The sequence below is a fragment of the Sphingomonas agri genome (assembly GCF_038148795.1).
In the GTDB taxonomy this organism is placed as follows: domain Bacteria; phylum Pseudomonadota; class Alphaproteobacteria; order Sphingomonadales; family Sphingomonadaceae; genus Sphingomicrobium; species Sphingomicrobium agri.
The window spans coordinates 191,742-207,773 of sequence record NZ_JBAPEU010000002.1; the positions used below are offsets into that span (position 1 = coordinate 191,742).

At 62.8% G+C, this 16,032-nt stretch carries 15 protein-coding genes and 1 riboswitch; of the genes, 11 read left to right on the top strand and 4 right to left on the bottom strand.

The features are described from left to right. From frr to fabZ, 8 genes are all read left to right on the top strand, one after another. Window positions 1–561, top strand: coding sequence for a ribosome recycling factor (frr, locus tag V8192_RS07735; protein WP_341632505.1), 561 nt, complete (start codon window positions 1–3; stop codon window positions 559–561). Beyond that, the gene (gene uppS / locus V8192_RS07740) at window positions 558–1,307 is read left to right on the top strand and encodes a polyprenyl diphosphate synthase (RefSeq protein ID WP_341632506.1); all 750 of its coding nucleotides are present in this window, start codon (window positions 558–560) and stop codon (window positions 1,305–1,307) included. The genes frr and uppS overlap by 4 nt, the downstream gene beginning before the upstream one ends. Beyond that, entirely contained in the window at window positions 1,304–1,936 is a 633-nt protein-coding gene (locus tag V8192_RS07745; protein WP_341632507.1) for a phosphatidate cytidylyltransferase, read from the top strand. The genes uppS and V8192_RS07745 overlap by 4 nt, the downstream gene beginning before the upstream one ends. Further along, entirely contained in the window at window positions 1,936–3,093 is a 1,158-nt protein-coding gene (locus V8192_RS07750; RefSeq protein WP_341632508.1) for a 1-deoxy-D-xylulose-5-phosphate reductoisomerase, read from the top strand. Before V8192_RS07745 ends, V8192_RS07750 begins: the two co-directional genes overlap by 1 nt. A 2-nt stretch (window positions 3,094–3,095) precedes the next feature. Continuing rightward, window positions 3,096–4,226, top strand: a complete 1,131-nt coding sequence (locus V8192_RS07755) for a M50 family metallopeptidase (protein WP_341632509.1) — start codon at window positions 3,096–3,098, stop codon at window positions 4,224–4,226. 78 nt (window positions 4,227–4,304) lie between these two features. Beyond that, entirely contained in the window at window positions 4,305–6,956 is a 2,652-nt protein-coding gene (bamA, locus tag V8192_RS07760; RefSeq protein ID WP_341632510.1) for an outer membrane protein assembly factor BamA, read from the top strand. Next, window positions 6,956–7,540 carry an OmpH/Skp family outer membrane protein gene (locus V8192_RS07765; protein WP_341632511.1) on the top strand — a complete coding sequence of 195 codons (585 nt, stop codon included), beginning with the start codon at window positions 6,956–6,958 and terminating at the stop codon, window positions 7,538–7,540. The genes bamA and V8192_RS07765 overlap by 1 nt, the downstream gene beginning before the upstream one ends. A gap of 33 nt (window positions 7,541–7,573) precedes the next feature. Next, entirely contained in the window at window positions 7,574–8,023 is a 450-nt protein-coding gene (gene fabZ / locus V8192_RS07770; protein ID WP_341633309.1) for a 3-hydroxyacyl-ACP dehydratase FabZ, read from the top strand. Between the two features lie 4 nt (window positions 8,024–8,027). On the opposite strand, the gene V8192_RS07775 is transcribed toward fabZ, so the two are convergent. Next, on the bottom strand, window positions 8,028–9,866 hold the full coding sequence (locus tag V8192_RS07775; RefSeq protein WP_341632512.1) for a TonB-dependent receptor plug domain-containing protein: 1,839 nt from the start codon (window positions 9,864–9,866) through the stop codon (window positions 8,028–8,030). A gap of 76 nt (window positions 9,867–9,942) precedes the next feature. Further along, window positions 9,943–10,098, bottom strand: a riboswitch (cobalamin riboswitch). A gap of 54 nt (window positions 10,099–10,152) precedes the next feature. Here V8192_RS07775 and V8192_RS07780 point away from each other — a divergent pair. The 3 genes from V8192_RS07780 to V8192_RS07790 all read left to right on the top strand — a co-directional run bounded on the left by V8192_RS07780 (window position 10,153) and on the right by V8192_RS07790 (window position 11,571). After that, on the top strand, window positions 10,153–10,686 hold the full coding sequence (locus tag V8192_RS07780) for a DUF6580 family putative transport protein (RefSeq protein WP_341632513.1): 534 nt from the start codon (window positions 10,153–10,155) through the stop codon (window positions 10,684–10,686). Window positions 10,687–10,787: 101 nt separating this feature from the next. Continuing rightward, entirely contained in the window at window positions 10,788–11,018 is a 231-nt protein-coding gene (gene rpmE, locus V8192_RS07785) for a 50S ribosomal protein L31 (RefSeq protein WP_341632514.1), read from the top strand. A gap of 4 nt (window positions 11,019–11,022) precedes the next feature. Continuing rightward, the gene (locus V8192_RS07790; protein ID WP_341632515.1) at window positions 11,023–11,571 is read left to right on the top strand and encodes a GNAT family N-acetyltransferase; all 549 of its coding nucleotides are present in this window, start codon (window positions 11,023–11,025) and stop codon (window positions 11,569–11,571) included. On the opposite strand, the gene V8192_RS07795 is transcribed toward V8192_RS07790, so the two are convergent. The 3 genes from V8192_RS07795 to V8192_RS07805 all read right to left on the bottom strand — a co-directional run bounded on the left by V8192_RS07795 (window position 11,568) and on the right by V8192_RS07805 (window position 16,008). Continuing rightward, a complete protein-coding gene (locus V8192_RS07795; protein ID WP_373276348.1) occupies window positions 11,568–12,767 on the bottom strand; it encodes an acyl-CoA dehydrogenase in 1,200 nt (399 codons plus the stop codon). The two genes, V8192_RS07790 and V8192_RS07795, sit on opposite strands and share 4 nt — an antisense overlap. 70 nt (window positions 12,768–12,837) lie before the next feature. Further along, entirely contained in the window at window positions 12,838–14,997 is a 2,160-nt protein-coding gene (locus tag V8192_RS07800) for a TonB-dependent receptor plug domain-containing protein (RefSeq protein WP_341632517.1), read from the bottom strand. A gap of 135 nt (window positions 14,998–15,132) precedes the next feature. Continuing rightward, a complete protein-coding gene (locus V8192_RS07805; RefSeq protein ID WP_341632518.1) occupies window positions 15,133–16,008 on the bottom strand; it encodes a hypothetical protein in 876 nt (291 codons plus the stop codon). Window positions 16,009–16,032: the final 24 nt, after the last annotated feature.

Below are 16,032 nucleotides of genomic sequence, written 5' to 3' on the forward strand. Positions count from 1 at the left end.
ATGACCAGCACAGTCAGTACCGCCGACCTCAAGCGCCGCATGCATGGTGCAGTCGAGGCACTGAAACACGATCTTGCCGGTCTTCGCACCGGGCGGGCTTCCATCGCCTTGCTCGATCCGGTTCAAGTCGAGGTCTACGGCACGAACATGCCGCTGAACCAGGTTGCCACCGTCTCGACCCCCGAGGCGAGAATGCTGTCCGTTCAGGTGTGGGACCGCACGAACGTGCAGCCGGTCGAGAAGGCCATCCGCTCGGCTGGTCTGGGCCTTAATCCGATCACGGACGGGCAGGTGATCCGTCTTCCGATCCCCGAATTGACCGAGGAGCGCCGCAAGGAGCTCGCGAAGCTCGTGGGACAATATGCCGAGAAGGCCCGCATCGCGGTCAGGAATGTCCGCCGCGACGGCATGGATCATCTGAAAGCCGGCGAAAAGAAGCACGAGATCAGCGAGGACGAGCGCAAGCGCCTCGAGCATGAGGTGCAGAAGCTGACTGACGACACAATCAAGGAAATCGACGAGGCAGCCGACGCCAAGGAAAAGGAAATCCTCGGCAAGTGAGTCCCGCGCCGGCCCCCGAGGAGGGCGCGGCCGGGCTCGCAGGGGGCAGCAGGGTCCCGCGCCACGTCGCGATCATCATGGACGGCAACGGCCGCTGGGCCAAGCAGCGCGGCCTGCCGCGGGCAGCCGGCCACCGTGCGGGCGCCGAAGCGGTGCGGCGGGCGCTTCAGGCGGCCGCCGACCAGGGTGTGGAAGTGCTTACCGTTTACGCTTTTTCATCGGAGAACTGGCGTCGAAGCGACGAGGAAATCTCGGATCTCACCGCCTTGATGCGTTTCTATCTCGAGCGTGAACTGAAAACCCTCGAAAAAGAGCGCGTCCGCCTGAAGCTGATCGGCGATTATGGCGCCTTTGGTCCCGAGCTTGTCGATCGTCTTGAGCGAGCCGTGGAGCGCACGGCGGAAAACACGCGCCTCACTCTCGTCATCGCGCTCAACTATGGATCGCGAGCCGAGATTTCCGCGGCCGCACGGAAACTAGCGACGAGGGTCCGCGCAGGGGAGATCGAACCGGCCTCCATCGACGAAGCGGCCCTCGCCGCCGAGCTTCAGACGAGGGACCTTCCCGAACTCGACCTCTTGATCCGCACGTCGGGGGAATTGCGGCTCTCGAACTTCCTGCTGTGGCAGGCCGCCTATGCGGAATTGCTGTTCCTCGACGTCCTCTGGCCCGACTTCGACGAACAAATGTTCGCCCAGGCACTCAGCATCTATGCGGCGCGCGAACGCCGTTTCGGCGGCCGGTGAACGAACTTGCGCTTCGCACCCTGACGGGGACCGTTCTTGTTGTGGCGGCGCTTCTTGCCGCTATCGAGGGCGGCAATATTCTTGCAGTGCTGGTTGCCGCCGTTGCGACACTGATGTTCTACGAGTGGACCCGAATAGTCCGGGGTTGGGGCGCCGCCTGGTACATGAGCGGCTTCTTCTACGCCTTGCTTCCAGCGCTTGCGCTTCTGTGGATCCGCGAACGAGACGCTCATGGTCTCGCGCTCCTCATCTGGTCGTTCATCGTCACCTGGTCGACAGACATCGGCGCCTATTTTGCAGGGCGCAAATTCGGGAAACGCAAGCTTGCTCCGGCAATCAGCCCCAACAAGACCGTGGAAGGCCTCTATGGCGGCATTGCTGCAGCGACCATCTTCGGGGGCGCCTTTGCGCTCGCGACGGGCCTGGGGCTGCCCCTGCTGGCGCTCGCCCCGGTCCTTGCGGTCGCAGCCCAGGGCGGCGACCTCTTCGAAAGCGGCATGAAGCGCCGGGCGGGCGTCAAGGACAGCGGCGCGTTGCTGCCGGGTCACGGCGGCGCTCTTGATCGCCTCGATGGCCTTGTGCCGGTGGCTGTGCTGACCGCTGCTGCCCAGCTATTGGGGCTGACGTGATGCGAAGAATTTCCATCCTCGGCGCAACCGGCTCCATCGGCAAGTCGACGCTCGATCTTATCGAGCGCAACCGCGACCGTTTCGAGGTGGGCGTGGTAACGGCGGCGACCAATGCCGAGGCACTTGCGCAAATTGCCCGGCGCACGGGAGCCCGGCTCGCCGTAGTCGCCGATGAATCCCGCTATGAAGATCTCGCTGAACTGCTCGTCGGGACCAACTGCCGCGCGGCCGCCGGCGAAGAGGCGCTCATCGAGGCAGCAACAGAGAGCGCAGAGCTCGTCATCGCCGCCATCGTCGGCTGTGCCGGGCTACGTCCGGTGATGGCCGCTGTCGAGGCAGGCAGGACCGTCGCCCTTGCCAATAAGGAAGCGCTGGTCACCGCCGGAGCATTGATGATCGATGCAGCAGCAACGAGCAATGCTACGATTCTCCCGGTCGACAGCGAGCATAATGCAATTTTTCAATGTCTTGCGGGGGCACGTCGAGAGGATGTCGCAAGAATTATCCTCACTGCGAGCGGCGGACCATTTCGTACTGCCTCAACAGAGACGATGCGCGCTGCAACGCCGCGGCAGGCGGTCGCTCATCCGAACTGGTCGATGGGAGCCAAGATATCGGTCGATTCGGCAACGCTCATGAACAAGGGCCTTGAGCTCATCGAGGCCCATTATCTCTTCGGCCTCCCGTCGAGCCAGCTGGACGTCGTGATCCATCCCCAGTCGGTCATCCACTCGCTGGTCGAGTTCGTCGACCGCTCGGTACTGGCGCAGCTTGGGAGCCCGGACATGCGCATTCCGATCGCTTATGCGCTCGCCTGGCCCGAACGCATGTCCACACCGGCGCAGCACCTTGACCTTGCTTCGATCGCGCGGCTCGACTTCGACGCGCCCGACCTCCAACGCTTTCCCGCCTTGAGGCTTGCCCGCGAAGCGCTCGAAGAGGGCGGCGCGGCCCCAACGACCCTCAACGCCGCCAACGAAGTCGCAGTCGCAGCTTTTCTTGCAGGCGAAATCGGATTTGCAGACATCAGCGCGGTCGTTCAGGAAGCGCTTGGCGGCGCGAGTCATGATGTGCCGCATTCCATCGGCGACGTTCTGGAAATCGACCAGGTGACCCGGAGCCGGACCCGAGCCATGATGAAGGCGAGCTGCTCCTAACGATGCTTCCGCAACCACCACTCTGGCTCGTGCTGATCGCGTTCGTGTGCGCGCTCGGTCCGCTCGTCTTTTTTCACGAGCTCGGCCATTATCTTGTCGCACGCCTGTTCGGCATTCCGGCCGAGACCTTCTCGATCGGTTTCGGCCGCGAGCTCGCCGGGTGGACGGACCGGCAGGGAACGCGCTGGAAACTCGCATGGCTGCCCCTTGGCGGCTACGTGAAATTCGTCGGAGACATGACTCCCGCCAGCAATCCTGCCGAGCTCGAGAGCATCCCCGAGGATATGCGCGAGCATGCGTTTCAGCTTCGGCCGGTATGGCAGCGTTTCCTCGTCGTCCTGGCGGGCCCGGTCGCGAATTTCGTCCTTGCGATCCTCATCTTTGCTGCACTGTTTGCGATCGTCGGTAAGCCGCACTCGCCCAACGTCATCGAATCGGTCCGTGCCGGCACTCCGGCGGAGCATGCACAGCTCAAAGCCGGCGACCGCATCGACGCCGTCGCGGGCCAGTCCGTGTCGAGTTTCGAGGAGATCCAGCGGATCGTCTCGCTTCGGCCCGGAGAGGCGCTCACCCTCACGATCAATCGCTCGGGCCATGAGCTCAGCGTGCCGGTGAGGCTCGGAGTACAGACTGAACATGACCGCTTCGGCGAGGTCTATCGGGTCGGAATGCTCGGGATCATGCAGACCCACATCGTCACCGAGCGCGTTCCTCCTCTGGAGCTCCTTCCGGTCGCGACCGGCTACACGATCGATATCGTAAGGACGATGGTCGTCGGGATTTCGCAGATCGTGACGGGCAGGCGGGGCACGGAGGACGTGGGGGGCCCGATCAAAATTGCGCAGATCGCCGGACAGCAGGCGTCGCTCGGCGCATTGCCGTTCGTCCAGCTGCTTGCGCTCTTTTCAATTAATCTGGGATTCATCAACCTCTTGCCAGTTCCCATGCTCGATGGAGGGCATCTATTCTTCTATGCAGTCGAGGCCATCCGGCGGCGGCCCCTCAGCGCCAGGGCGCTCGAATGGGCCTTCCGGGGCGGACTTGCCGTCATCCTCGCACTGGTTCTCTTCACCACGATTAACGATTTGGGCTCGCTTGGCCTGTGGGACCGGCTACAGCGCTTGATTGGTTAGGACGGTTGGGGCAGGGCAGGAACCGGGGCTTGACGGCGAAGCGCGCCGTTGCACCAATTGCACACAAGGCGGGGACGCGTGATTTCAAGGTCGAAGGCTTTTAACCGGCGCGCCGGCGCTTTGCTTCTGGTCGGAACGGTGCTTGGCAGCTCCGCCGGACCTTTGTTGGCCCAGCCTGCCCCTGCGCAGGGGACGAGCAGTGCTGCACCGGCAACGGCTGCTCCGCAGGCTCAGCCGCCAGCGCCCGCCGCAACGCCGGCTCCGGTCGAACGGACGGTGCGGTCGATCGCGGTGCGCGGCAATCAGCGCCTCGAGCCGGAAACCATCCGGGCTTATGCGAATCTCTCGCCTGGGCAGACCTATACGGCGCAGACGCTCGACCAGGCGCTGAAGGACCTCTACGCGACCCAGCTCTTTGCTGACGTCACGATCACGGGCGCCGAATCCGGCGACCTCGTAATCAATGTCCGCGAGAACCCGGTCATCAATCGCATCATCCTTGAGGGCAACAAGCGTCTCAAGGACGACAAGATCAACCCAGAGATCAAACTCGCACCGCGCCAGATCTTCACGCGTTCGGCGGTTCGCGCGGACGTCGACCGGATCCTCGAGCTCTATCGGCGCCAGGGCCGGTTTGCAGCCCGCGTCGAGCCCAAGATCGTCCAGCTCGACCAGAATCGCGTCGACGTCGTGTTCGAGATTTACGAGGGCGACCTTGCCAAGGTCCGAGCGATCAACATCCTGGGCAACAGCCATTATTCGGACGAACGCCTGCGCAAGGAAATGTACACCCGGCAGGCGGGAGGCTTCCTCGGCTTTCTCAAGTCGAACGACACCTACGATCCTGATCGCCTTGCCGCCGACCAGCAGAAGCTCCGCGCCTTCTATCTGACGGAGGGCTATGCGGACTTCCGGGTCGTCCAGGCACTTGCCGAGCTGACCCCCGACCGGCGCGATTTCGTCATCACCTACGTGGTCGACGAGGGGCCGCGCTACCGATTCGGAACGATCAAGGCCGAGAGCGCCCTTCGCGACTTCCCCGTTGCGCAGGTCCTCCAGATCGCGAAGCTGAAGGCCGGCACCTGGTTCAACGCGAAGGCGGTCGAGGATGCCGTCACAAATCTGAACGAGGCTGCCGGCAATCTCGGCTATGCGTTCGCCGACATCAGCCCGGCTTACGACCGCGATGCCGAGAAGCGGTTGATGAACCTCACGATCAGGGTCAATCCGACACCGCGCGTCTATGTCGAGCGAATCGACATCACGGGCAATACCAACACCCGGGACAAGGTCATCCGCCGCGAGTTCCGCCTGAACGAGGGCGATGCATTCAGCGCGCTCAAGGTGAAGCGCAGCCAGGACCGGATCCAGAGCCTCGGATTCTTCCAGGACAAGCTCGAGATCAAGCAGACGGAGGGCTCGGCGCCCGACCGGGTCGTCCTTGGTGTGAACGTCGAGGAAAAGCCGACGGGGCAGCTCTCCCTTTCGGGCGGCTATTCGAGCCTCGAGCGCTTCGTTGTCCAGCTTGCCGTCAGCCAGAACAACTTCATGGGCAAGGGCCAGACGGTCGATGCGTCGGTCAACTGGTCCCTCTATTCGAAGTCGGTCGAGCTGGGATTCGTCGATCCTTATTTCATGGACAAGTCGATCCTCGTCGGCGCGAACCTCTTTCGCCGCGACTATCGCAGCTTCGATTTCGTCGGCACGAACCGCAACACGACCTATTCGCAGACCAGCACCGGCGGTGCGCTCCGAATGGGCTTCCCGATCACCGAATATTGGAGTTTTGGCGGCCGCTACACGCTCGAGTGGGACAAGGTCACTCTCGACAAATCGAGCTTCTACAGCCCCAATCCGGTAACAGGGGTCCTCGAGTGCGACCCGATAAAGGCCGGACGTTATCTTTGCGACGAAATTGGCAAGCGCCTCACCTCGATGCTCGGCTTCTCGACCGTCTATGACGACACCGACGGCGTTCACCCGACGCGCGGCCAGCGCCTGACCTGGTCCGAGGATTTTGCGGGTCTCGGCGGCAATGTCCGCTACCTCCGCTCGAGCCTCAATGCGACCAAGTATCACGGCATCGGAGGCGGCTGGGTAGTCTCGCTGCACGGCGAGGGCGGCTACATCCATCCGCTGGAGAAGGCGCCAGCGTCCGGGGCTGACCCGATCCGATTGACCGACCGCTTCTTCGACCCGGGGCTTCGCGGCTTCGACATCCGCGGCATCGGCCCTCGCGTCGTTCGTGTCCCGTATAATACGGATGGAACGCTCGGCACCTTCGACATCAACAAGAACATCACCGACGCAATTGGTGGCCGCGCCTATTATCTTGGTCGTCTCGAGCTCGAGTTCCCGGTGAGTTCGGGTCTCAAGAGCCTCGGTATCAGGCCGTCGGCGTTCGTCGACGTCGGATCGCTCTGGAACATAAGGCAGCCCCAGCTGCTCGACATCGTCAACATCTGCACGCCAATCAGTACGACGACGGGCCTTACTCAAAAACTGCAGCACCCCGGCGACCCGGCGTGCGATACAACCCTTTATTCCGTTTCGCCCGGCTTCAAGGAACTCTTCTTGGGCAATTCTGCCAAGCCCCGCCTGTCGATCGGCATCGGTGCCAACTGGACTTCGCCTTTCGGTCCGTTGCGCCTCGATCTCGCGAAGGCAATTCTCAAGCAGAAAGGCGACGACACCAAGCTCTTCACCTTCAACGTAGGAACCCAATTCTGATGAAGAAACTGCTTCTTTCCATTTCGCTGATCGCTTCTGCGGTGCTGCCCTCGGCGGCGCACGCTCAGGCCATTCCCGCGGCGATCGTCGCGGTCGTCGATCTCGAGAAGGTTCAAAGCCAGTGCACGGCCTGCCAGGCTGCCCAGGCTGCGCTCCGCTCGCAGCTGACGGCTCTCCAGAACCGCTCGAGCAGCCTTGCGGCGCCTCTCCAGACGGAAGGCAAGTCGATCCAGGCCGCCGTCGACGCACTGAACGGCAAGGAACCCGACGCTGCCCTCAAGGCGCGCATTACGGCCTTCGAGACCAAGCAGCAGCAGGGCCAGCAGGAACTGCAGCGCCAGCAGCAGCAGATCCAGCGCAACACGGCCTATATCTCCCAGCAAATCCAGACCAAGCTCGGCCCGATCTACCAGCAGGTCATGCAGCGCCGCGGCGCCAACGTCATGATCGAGCAGGGTGCGACGCTGGCCAGTGGCGCGACGCTTGATGTCACCAACGATGTTCTGACGGCGCTCAATGCCCAGCTTCCCTCGGTGCAGACGACGGCGCCCGCCGCGACCCAGCAGCAGACGCAGGGCCGCTAAGCGCCGGTGAGCGATCATTCGACCAGCGCCGCCATGGGCCCCTTGGACATCAGGCGGGTCATGGCGGCGCTGCCGCATCGCTATCCGATGTTGCTGGTCGACCGGGTCGAGAGCCTCGATCCCGACAAGGGCATCGTCGCGATCAAGGCGGTGAGCGTCAACGAGCCGTTTTTCCAGGGCCATTTCCCAGGGCGCCCGATCATGCCGGGCGTCCTCATCGTGGAGGCGCTTGCGCAGGCTGCGGGCGTCCTCGCCGTCGAAGCGCTCGGTCTCGCGGGCACCGGAAAGCTCGTCTATTTCATGGCGATCGAGGGAGCCAAGTTTCGCCAGCCCGTCGAACCCGGTGTTCTCCTCCGACTCGAGGTCGAATTCGTCCAGAAGCGGTCGACCGTGTGCAAGTTCACGGGCCGCGCCATGATCGAGGGCAAGCTTGCAGCAGAGGCGAGCTTCACGGCGATGATCGCCGATCCGCCCGCCAGCTGATCGGTCAGAGCTTGCTGAACTTCAGGCCCGCGTAGACCGCGCGAGGCTCGGTCCGATACCCGAACACGTCCTGATAGTGCTGGCCAAGGGCGTTGCTAATGCGCCCGAAAACCTCGATTCCCGGCCTGATCGCATAGGCCAGCCGGGCACCCGCCAGCCAGTATGAGCCGAGCGTTACCCGGTCGAAGGGGAAGGTGTCGCGCTGGTCGAGATGTGAACCGACATAGGCCACCGAGCCGCCGTAGGTGAAACTTCCAGACTTTCCATCAAACGCAACTGAACCGCTGTGCTTCGGACGCCGAAGTTCATGGACCTGGGTCAAGGCCGCATCGTCCGGCTGTGTCGCGCGAAGATAGGCGTAATTCACCGAAAGGCGCAGCTGCTGGCCGACCTGCCAGCCAAGGCCAGCCTCGAGGCCGGAGCGGTGACTGATCTTGGTCGAATTGGCCGTGCTGAAAAGGCCGGTGGCGCCGTCGAATACGTCGATAATCTCGTCATGAAGCCGCTGGCGATAAGCGGTAACCGCCGCTTCAACAGGGCCCTTGCGGTAACGCAGCGACAGCTCGAAGCCGCGCGAGCTTTCGGGCTTAAGCGTTGGATTGCCGGCAAAGTTATTGGGGAAGAACCCATAGAGATCGAAAAAGGTCGGCTGTGCGATACCCTCACCGTAGGACCCTGCGAGGGAGAAACCGCTGCCGACCTCGGCAAGAAGCGAGGCGCGCAGGCTCGTCGCGTCCTTGAAGCGGTTGAACATGTCCCTTCGCACGGCGACATCGGCGGTGACCTTCCTGGCCTCTGCGCGCCATTCGAAGGTGAGAGCCTCGTGCCTGCGGCTCCGATCCTGGTTCGACAGACCCCCATAGATGGTGTCGCGCGCGTGGAACGTCTCACGTTCGAGATCTGCTGCTGCGACAAGCCTGTGGTTGACGGCGCCGGTCGCGAAGCGCCGCTCGAGCTGTGCCGAGACGTTGCGCCGTTCTCCGCGGGTCCGGTTCTGTTCGACCTCGGCGAGAAAATTGCGATTTGAAGACCCAAGGATCGACCCCGCCAGCTGCCCCCGCCAGGGGGAGTTCTCCGCGCCAATGTCCACCCAGATCCGGGCTGCCCCGAGGCGGTTCCGGCTGCTGTCGAGCGTATCGGTATGCGCAAAGGTGACAGGGTCGAAGCCGTCAAACTCGGTTCGCCCGGTCAACGCCAGTCCGGAGGCGCCGATCTCGACCTTCGGGGCCGGCCGCCACGAGGCGCGCAGGCGCCCTGAGAGATTGCGATAACCGTCCTTGTCGCCGTGGCCATTGAAGCTGTCGATGCCGGTGGCACGCTGAAAGCCAACCGCTCCAGCGACGGCCGCGTTGCTCGAAACCAGCGCTGCCGAGGCGGTTCCGCGCAGGAAGCCGAAGGACCCGGCCTCTACGCTTGCTCGTTCGCCGGCGGCGTCATCCACGCCGTTGACGGCAATGACACCTCCGATCGCTTCGGACCCCCATAGAGCGGACTGCGGGCCGCGAACCACTTCGATCCGGGATGCAAGGTCGGCATTGAGAAGTTCGAACCTCGGAGCATCGCCCGAAGCCGGATCGTTGACCTTGATTCCGTCCACGAACAGCAGGCTGTGGTTTGCCTCGGCGCCGCGGATGCGAACCTCGGTCAAGGAGCCGGCCGGACCAGAGGTCGCGATTGCTGCCGAGGGAGTCAGTCGAAGCAAGGCCGCGACGAGGGGCTCGTCGAGCCGCTCGATCCGCTGCTGGTCGATGATACTGACGCTCGCGGGCGTCGCGGCCTCCGCTTCGAGCGCGCGCGATGCAGTGATGACGATCTGGTCGGTGTCGATTGGTAGTGCGGGCATGTGATCCTCCGTTGACGACGACGTCGTCACAGAGGGCGAGAGTGCCCACGCCCCCGCGGCTGGTCCCGGCCGGGGAAACGGACGACCGACCAAGGCAGGTTCCTGACTTTGTCGGGACATCTCGCCCCGACGTTCACAGTTGCGGGCACAGCGCCGGATTCTCGCCGGCTTCCCTTTGAACCGCCCCCGCCAGACTGGATCTGTGGGCGGCACCCTGGTCAGCGCCCTGCTAATCCCCGCCTCGGCGGGCTGTCAAATTGCGCGGGTCGAGGCTAATGGCGATTCCATGACCGCCAACCATAGCCGCCTTATCGCGCTCCTTAGCGCGATCATCGTTGCCGCAGCACTCCGACTTCTGCCGCATCCGCCCAATTTCACTCCCATCGGAGCAATGGCGCTATTTAGCGGTGCCTATATCGGGCGGCGGCCACTGGCATTTGCAGCGCCGCTCGGCGCTCTCCTTTTGAGCGATCTCGTGCTCGGCTTCTACCATGGCATGGCAACCGTCTACTTCAGCGTGGCGCTGGTCGTGATGATCGGCATGGTAGCGTTGAAGCGCACTTCGGCCGTGCGCGTGGGCAGCGCAGCTGTCCTCAGCTCCATACTTTTCTTCGTGATCACCAACTTTGGAATGTGGATGTTCAGTGGCTTCTATCCGCGCACTCTTGCAGGCCTCGAGGCTTGCTATGTCGCCGCCATCCCGTTCTTCCAGAATACTGTGGTCGGGGATCTCTTCTACGCCGCCTTGCTGTTCGGCGGTTTCCGGATCGCGGAGCGGCTGGTCCCGCAACTGAGGGCAGGGGAGCCGCAGCCGGCCTGATCCAGCGTTGAAGTTGCAACTTCAGGCAGGTGTCTGTAGAGGCGCCGCTCAAACTTGTTGCCGCTGGTCGGAAACCAGCAGCTAAGCCAAGGAAATCAAAGATGAAGTCCGGTATCCATCCCGACTACCACATGATCAATGTCGAAATGACCGACGGCACCAAGTTCCAGGTCCGCTCGACCTGGGGCAAGGAGGGCGACACACTGCACCTCGATATCGATCCCAAGGTGCATCCGGCCTGGACCGGCGGCAATGCCCGTGTGCTGAACGAAGGCGGGCAGGTCGCGCGCTTCAACAAGCGCTTCGGCGGTCTTTCCCTGGGCAAAAAGTAAGGCGTTGCGTTTTTCGCCGCTGACCTCGGCTCCAACCCTGGAGACCGAGCGGTTGACGTTGCGCGGTTTCATCGAAGAGGATCTCGACGCGCATACGGCGATCCTCTCCGATCCCGTTGTGATGAAGCATTTCGGCGGCCACCTGTTTGACCGCGAAGAATCCTGGCGGCGGCTGCTCGGCGGGGTCGGCTTGTGGCAGCTGCAGGGAACCGGACTCCTTGCCGCCGAGCGGAAATCCGACGGCAAGTTTGTGGGCCATGTCGGACTGTTTGATTATCACCGCGAAATCAGGCCCTCGATCGAAGGCATGCCCGAGCTCGGCTATATTTTCGCCGCTGAAGTCCATGGCCAGGGCCTCGCGCGAGAGGCGTGCGAGGCGCTGCTTTCCTGGGCTGACGCGAGCGTCGAGGCCGAGGAAATCGCGGCTATCATTTCGATCGAGAACGCGCCGTCGATCAGGCTCGCCCAGCGTCTCGGCTTCGAGCGCAGGCCCGACGGCCTGTATCGCGGCGAGCCCATCAGCCTCTGGCGGCGCAAGCGCGCCCTCTCCTAGAAAGCGCTAAGCCCCGTAATCGCGCGGCCCATGATAAGGGCATGGACGTCATGCGTGCCCTCGTAGGTGTTCACGGTCTCGAGGTTGGCGGCGTGCCGGATCACGTGGAATTCGGCCGAAATGCCATTGCCGCCGTGCATGTCGCGGGCAACGCGAGCGATTTCGAGCGCCTTGCCGCAATTGTTGCGCTTGATGAGGCTGATCGTCTCGGGGACCAGTTCGCCAGCTTCGAGACGGCGGCCGACCCGCAGCGAAGCCTGGAGGCCAAGCGAGATCTCGGTCACCATGTTGGCAAGCTTCAGCTGGATCAGCTGGTTGGCAGCGAGCGGTTTTCCGAACTGCTTGCGGTCGAGCGTATATTGACGGGCGGAACGATAGCAGGCCTCGGCTGCCCCCATTGAGCCCCAGCTGATCCCGTAGCGAGCCCGGTTGAGGCAGCCGAAGGGCCCTTTCAGACCCTCGACGCCGGGAAGAAGCGCATCCTCGCCCACTTCGACGCCGTCCATCACGATTTCACCCGTGATCGAGGCACGCAGCGAAAGTTTCTCCCCGATCTTGGGCGCAGTGAGGCCCGCCATGCCCTTCTCGAGCACGAAGCCGCGGATCTTGCCGCCATGGGCGTCCGACTTTGCCCAGACCACGAACACGTCCGCGATCGGCGAATTGGTGATCCACATCTTGGTGCCGGTGAGCCGGTAGCCGCCTGCCGTTTTCTCGGCGCGGGTGCGCATGCTGCCGGGGTCTGAGCCGGCGTCGGGCTCGGTGAGGCCAAAGCACCCGACCCATTCGCCGCTGGCAAGCCTGGGAAGGTATTTGCGCCGCTGCTCTTCCGAGCCGTAGGCGTAGATAGGATACATAACGAGGCTCGACTGGACGGACATCGCCGAACGATAGCCACTGTCGACGCGCTCCACGGCCCTCGCGATGAGGCCGTAGCTCACATAGCCAAGGCCGGCGCCGCCATATTCGTGCGGGATGGTTGCGCCCAATAGGCCAAGCTCACCCATCTCGCTCATGATCTCACGGTCGAACCGCTCTTCGAGATAAGCGGAAGTGACCCGGGGCAGGAGCTTCTCCTGCGCATAGCTTTCCGCCGTGTCCCGCACGAGGCGTTCCTCATCGGACAGCTGGTGATCAAGGTCGAACGGGTCCTGCCAGTCGAACGGCAGAAGCTTGGGCTCGTGATGCTCAGGCACGTCCGCGATACGTGAAGTCGCCAACTGCAGATCCTCGCGATGTCTAGAAGTCGCGGGCTCCTTAGTCTCTTCAGTTCGACTTGGCCACCTTCGCTCCACCAGCGCCGCCGAAGCTGTGTTTGATCGTGATCTGGAAAGCCCGGTGGCGATCCCGGTCACGGAATTCGTTGATTATCGAGCCAGGCTGCGCGCGATTGGGCGAGAACAGGAGCCTGTCCCGTGCGGCGTGCGTATCGAGAAGGTTATCAACGCTAAAGTTGATCGCCGTGCGCGGTGTTGGCCGATACTCGACGAAAGCCGTCATGTAGGCGCCGCGGTTGAAGTTCGTGTCGAACTCGTCAGTGCGGTAGTAGGTGAAATGCTGATTGTCGTTAATCTCGAAACCGTAGGAGAGCGGGCCCGAATCACGGCGGACGGTCAGATCCCACTGCCAGGTCGGCCAAAAGCCGCTGAACTTGCGTGGTTGATGGCTGATCGGATCATCGACACGCGTTTGCTGGAGTGTACCGGTGAACTTTGCTCGAAGCCCCGTCCAGAAGCGGCCAAGCGGAGCGTCCACGGTGAGGCTTGCGAAATCGCGTTTGCCGGTGCCGAGATTGCCGGGACCGCTGAACGCATTGCCGCGCCCGTCAGAAATCAGGATCTGATCTTCAAGCAGGCTGATGACCTCGTGTCCGACGTCGAGCTTGAACAGCCCGTCGCCAAGAAGCGGGTGCTCGATCGTCCCGTGGAATTCCCACGCGCGCTGGGGCTCGAGGTCGGCATTGCTGCCGGTCAATCGCCTGGCGGAGAGATCTCCAAAGCTGATGAAGTCATAGAAATTGAGCTGCGCGACCGTTCGCCGAACCGAAAGCTCGGTGTGCCAGCCGCCGCCTGGTTTCCAATCGATCGTCAGGCTGGGCTTAAGGAACTTTAGCGTCCGGTTCGCCAGCGCATCGCCGCTGACCTTCAGGTTGGAGAATTCGTAATTCACTCCACCGTCCACTCGAAGCGAGGGCGAGAAGGTCTTGCCGACGTTCACATAGACTTCGCCGCGCTTCTCCCTGACCTTGGCATTGGCGATCGGAAGATCGATGCGCACTTTTTGACCGCCGTCGTCGATTGCGAAGAGGTCGACATTGTCATCGAGCGTATTGAACGAAGCTTCGGCGCCGGTTTCGAATGAGAAACCCCACAGATTGGACCTCGTCCAGCTGACCCGGCCGATCGTTTCGTTCCGGCGTGCGCGAACCGTCTGCTCGAAGCCGCCGTCCACCCGCGCGTTGTCCTCGCGAAGGCCGGCCCGCTGAATATATTGATCGACATCGTTGCGCTTGCGGCGCGTGACCAGTGCAACGAACTTGAGCGCTCCGCCTCCAAGCGGCCGAGTGACATCGCCACCAAGCTCGATGACCGGGTCGCGGTAGGTCTGGATCAGATTGTCGTCGTGCGGCGCAACCCCGGTGGTGAAGACCCGATTTGTCTGAAAGAGGTCAAAGCTGCTTGGCTGCCAGCGTGCATTAAGTCGGAGCGCGTTGCTCGAACCGCGTTCGAGCGCCCAGCTTGCGGTGACGAACGGGTCCTTGTTGAAATAGCTGTTGTGCTTGCGCCGATGTTCGACGAGCGCCCCGGTCGACGGAACGGTGAGATCATCATCGCCTTCTTCGAGCTGACGATTACGCCCCGTGCCGGCCGACAGGTTGAATGTGGATGGCCCGGTCCGGAACGACGCCGATCCCTGGATGTCGGTATTCACATAACCCGTGAACCAGCGCTTGGCCGAGGCGGTGATCTCCCCATTGATGCCCGACTGCTGTGAAAGCAGGACGTTCAGGACCTGGCTCTTGCCGGCATAATCGGAACCGTAGAGATCGCCCGGACCGAGTTCGACGCGCACGACCTGCTGCGCCGGAATTCGCGACAGCGTGACGTCGACAGTCTCGGCCTTGGTGCTTGGCCGCGCACCGTTGATGACGACATTGCCTGCTGTACCCGCAAAACCCCGGACGTCGACGCTGCCCTGGTTAGTCTGCGTCGCGCCAAGATCGAGCGTGAAGCCGGGGACGCGCTGCACGATGTCCAGCGCTGTGCGGGGCGCATATTGGGCAAAGAACGACGCGTCATAGCTAGTCGTCCGACTGGGACGCGCGGATGCCGGAACCGCCTGAACCGAGCCGTTCTGGGCAAGTGCTTCCGTCGCGAGGGCGAGCGCCGTCACCCCCGCTGTTGCGCGCAACAGCGGTCGAACCAATTGAAATCCCCTCTTTGTTGGTCGATCGACGACTAAGTGAGCATCACGGCTGACGCGACGCGCCGTCGATCAATCGGCCAACGTTTCGACCAATGCGCACTGGGCGCGGCACAAACGGCGGAAGCTCAGGCGAGCTCAGCGCCTCTTCCCGAACATTTTCATTTCGACGAGCCGGTTCACCGGCGGCAACGGCGCTCCTTCGCCAGCAACCGACGACACGAATTCCGGCGTGATGTTGAGAGCCTTGAGCTGCACGAGAGTCTCGACTGGAAGCGCGCGGTATCCGATCCGCTGAAAGCCGGCGATATAGTCGGGAGTAATCCCGAGCGCGCGCATCTGCACGACGCCGTCCCCGGGCAGGTTCGCATAGCCGACCCGCTCGAAGCCGCCGATCCACTCCGGGGTCACGCCAAGTGCCTTGAATTCGATGAGGCGCTCGATCGACTGCGGGCGATATCCCGCTCGCGCCATTTGGGCGATGTAGCGGCTGTCGACCTCCAGTGCCGAGAGAGCCATGAGGTCGTCGATACGGGGAATCGGATAACGAGCTGCCGAGATCGCATCGATGAGCTCCCTGCGGGCATTGACCGCCATCAGTCCGAAAGCCTGTTCTCGGCTCGGCCGTCCAATGCCGCGATCGGCGAGGAGCTGCGCAAAGCCGGGATTCTCTGCGAAGGAACAATTGCCGGCCGCGTAATTCTCGCCTCCGTGACCGGAGCAATCGAGCCTTCCTGCCTCCCGCACTACGGCGAAGTGAAGTGGCCGCGAGCCGGCAGCGTGAAAGGAGGACACCTCCAGCCCTATGAGCTCGGAAGGCATGAAGCCCGTTGACCAGTTGTCATCATGATAGCCCCGGACGTCGCTGCGGAAGCTGGCTTGGATCTTGCCCGGATTGCTGCGCTCCGTCTCGAGGCTGAAGTGGATCCAGTCAACAGGCTGTGCGAAGCAGGCCGACGAGACGCTGAGGCAGGCAAGGACCAGGGCGCAGATGAGTGCGAGAGGACGGTTCACAATCGTTCTCCTTTGAAAGGCTCG

What these genes read in the sequence shown, in the direction of transcription:
- frr (WP_341632505.1), top strand. Translation starts at nt 1, where the DNA reads ATGACCAGCACAGTCAGTACCGCCGACCTCAAGCGCCGCATGCATGGT.
- V8192_RS07750 (WP_341632508.1), top strand. Translation starts at nt 1,936, where the DNA reads ATGCGAAGAATTTCCATCCTCGGCGCAACCGGCTCCATCGGCAAGTCG.
- V8192_RS07755 (WP_341632509.1), top strand. Translation starts at nt 3,096, where the DNA reads ATGCTTCCGCAACCACCACTCTGGCTCGTGCTGATCGCGTTCGTGTGC.
- V8192_RS07765 (WP_341632511.1), top strand. Translation starts at nt 6,956, where the DNA reads ATGAAGAAACTGCTTCTTTCCATTTCGCTGATCGCTTCTGCGGTGCTG.
- fabZ (WP_341633309.1), top strand. Translation starts at nt 7,574, where the DNA reads ATGGGCCCCTTGGACATCAGGCGGGTCATGGCGGCGCTGCCGCATCGC.
- V8192_RS07775 (WP_341632512.1), bottom strand. Translation starts at nt 9,866, where the DNA reads ATGCCCGCACTACCAATCGACACCGACCAGATCGTCATCACTGCATCG.
- V8192_RS07780 (WP_341632513.1), top strand. Translation starts at nt 10,153, where the DNA reads ATGACCGCCAACCATAGCCGCCTTATCGCGCTCCTTAGCGCGATCATC.
- rpmE (WP_341632514.1), top strand. Translation starts at nt 10,788, where the DNA reads ATGAAGTCCGGTATCCATCCCGACTACCACATGATCAATGTCGAAATG.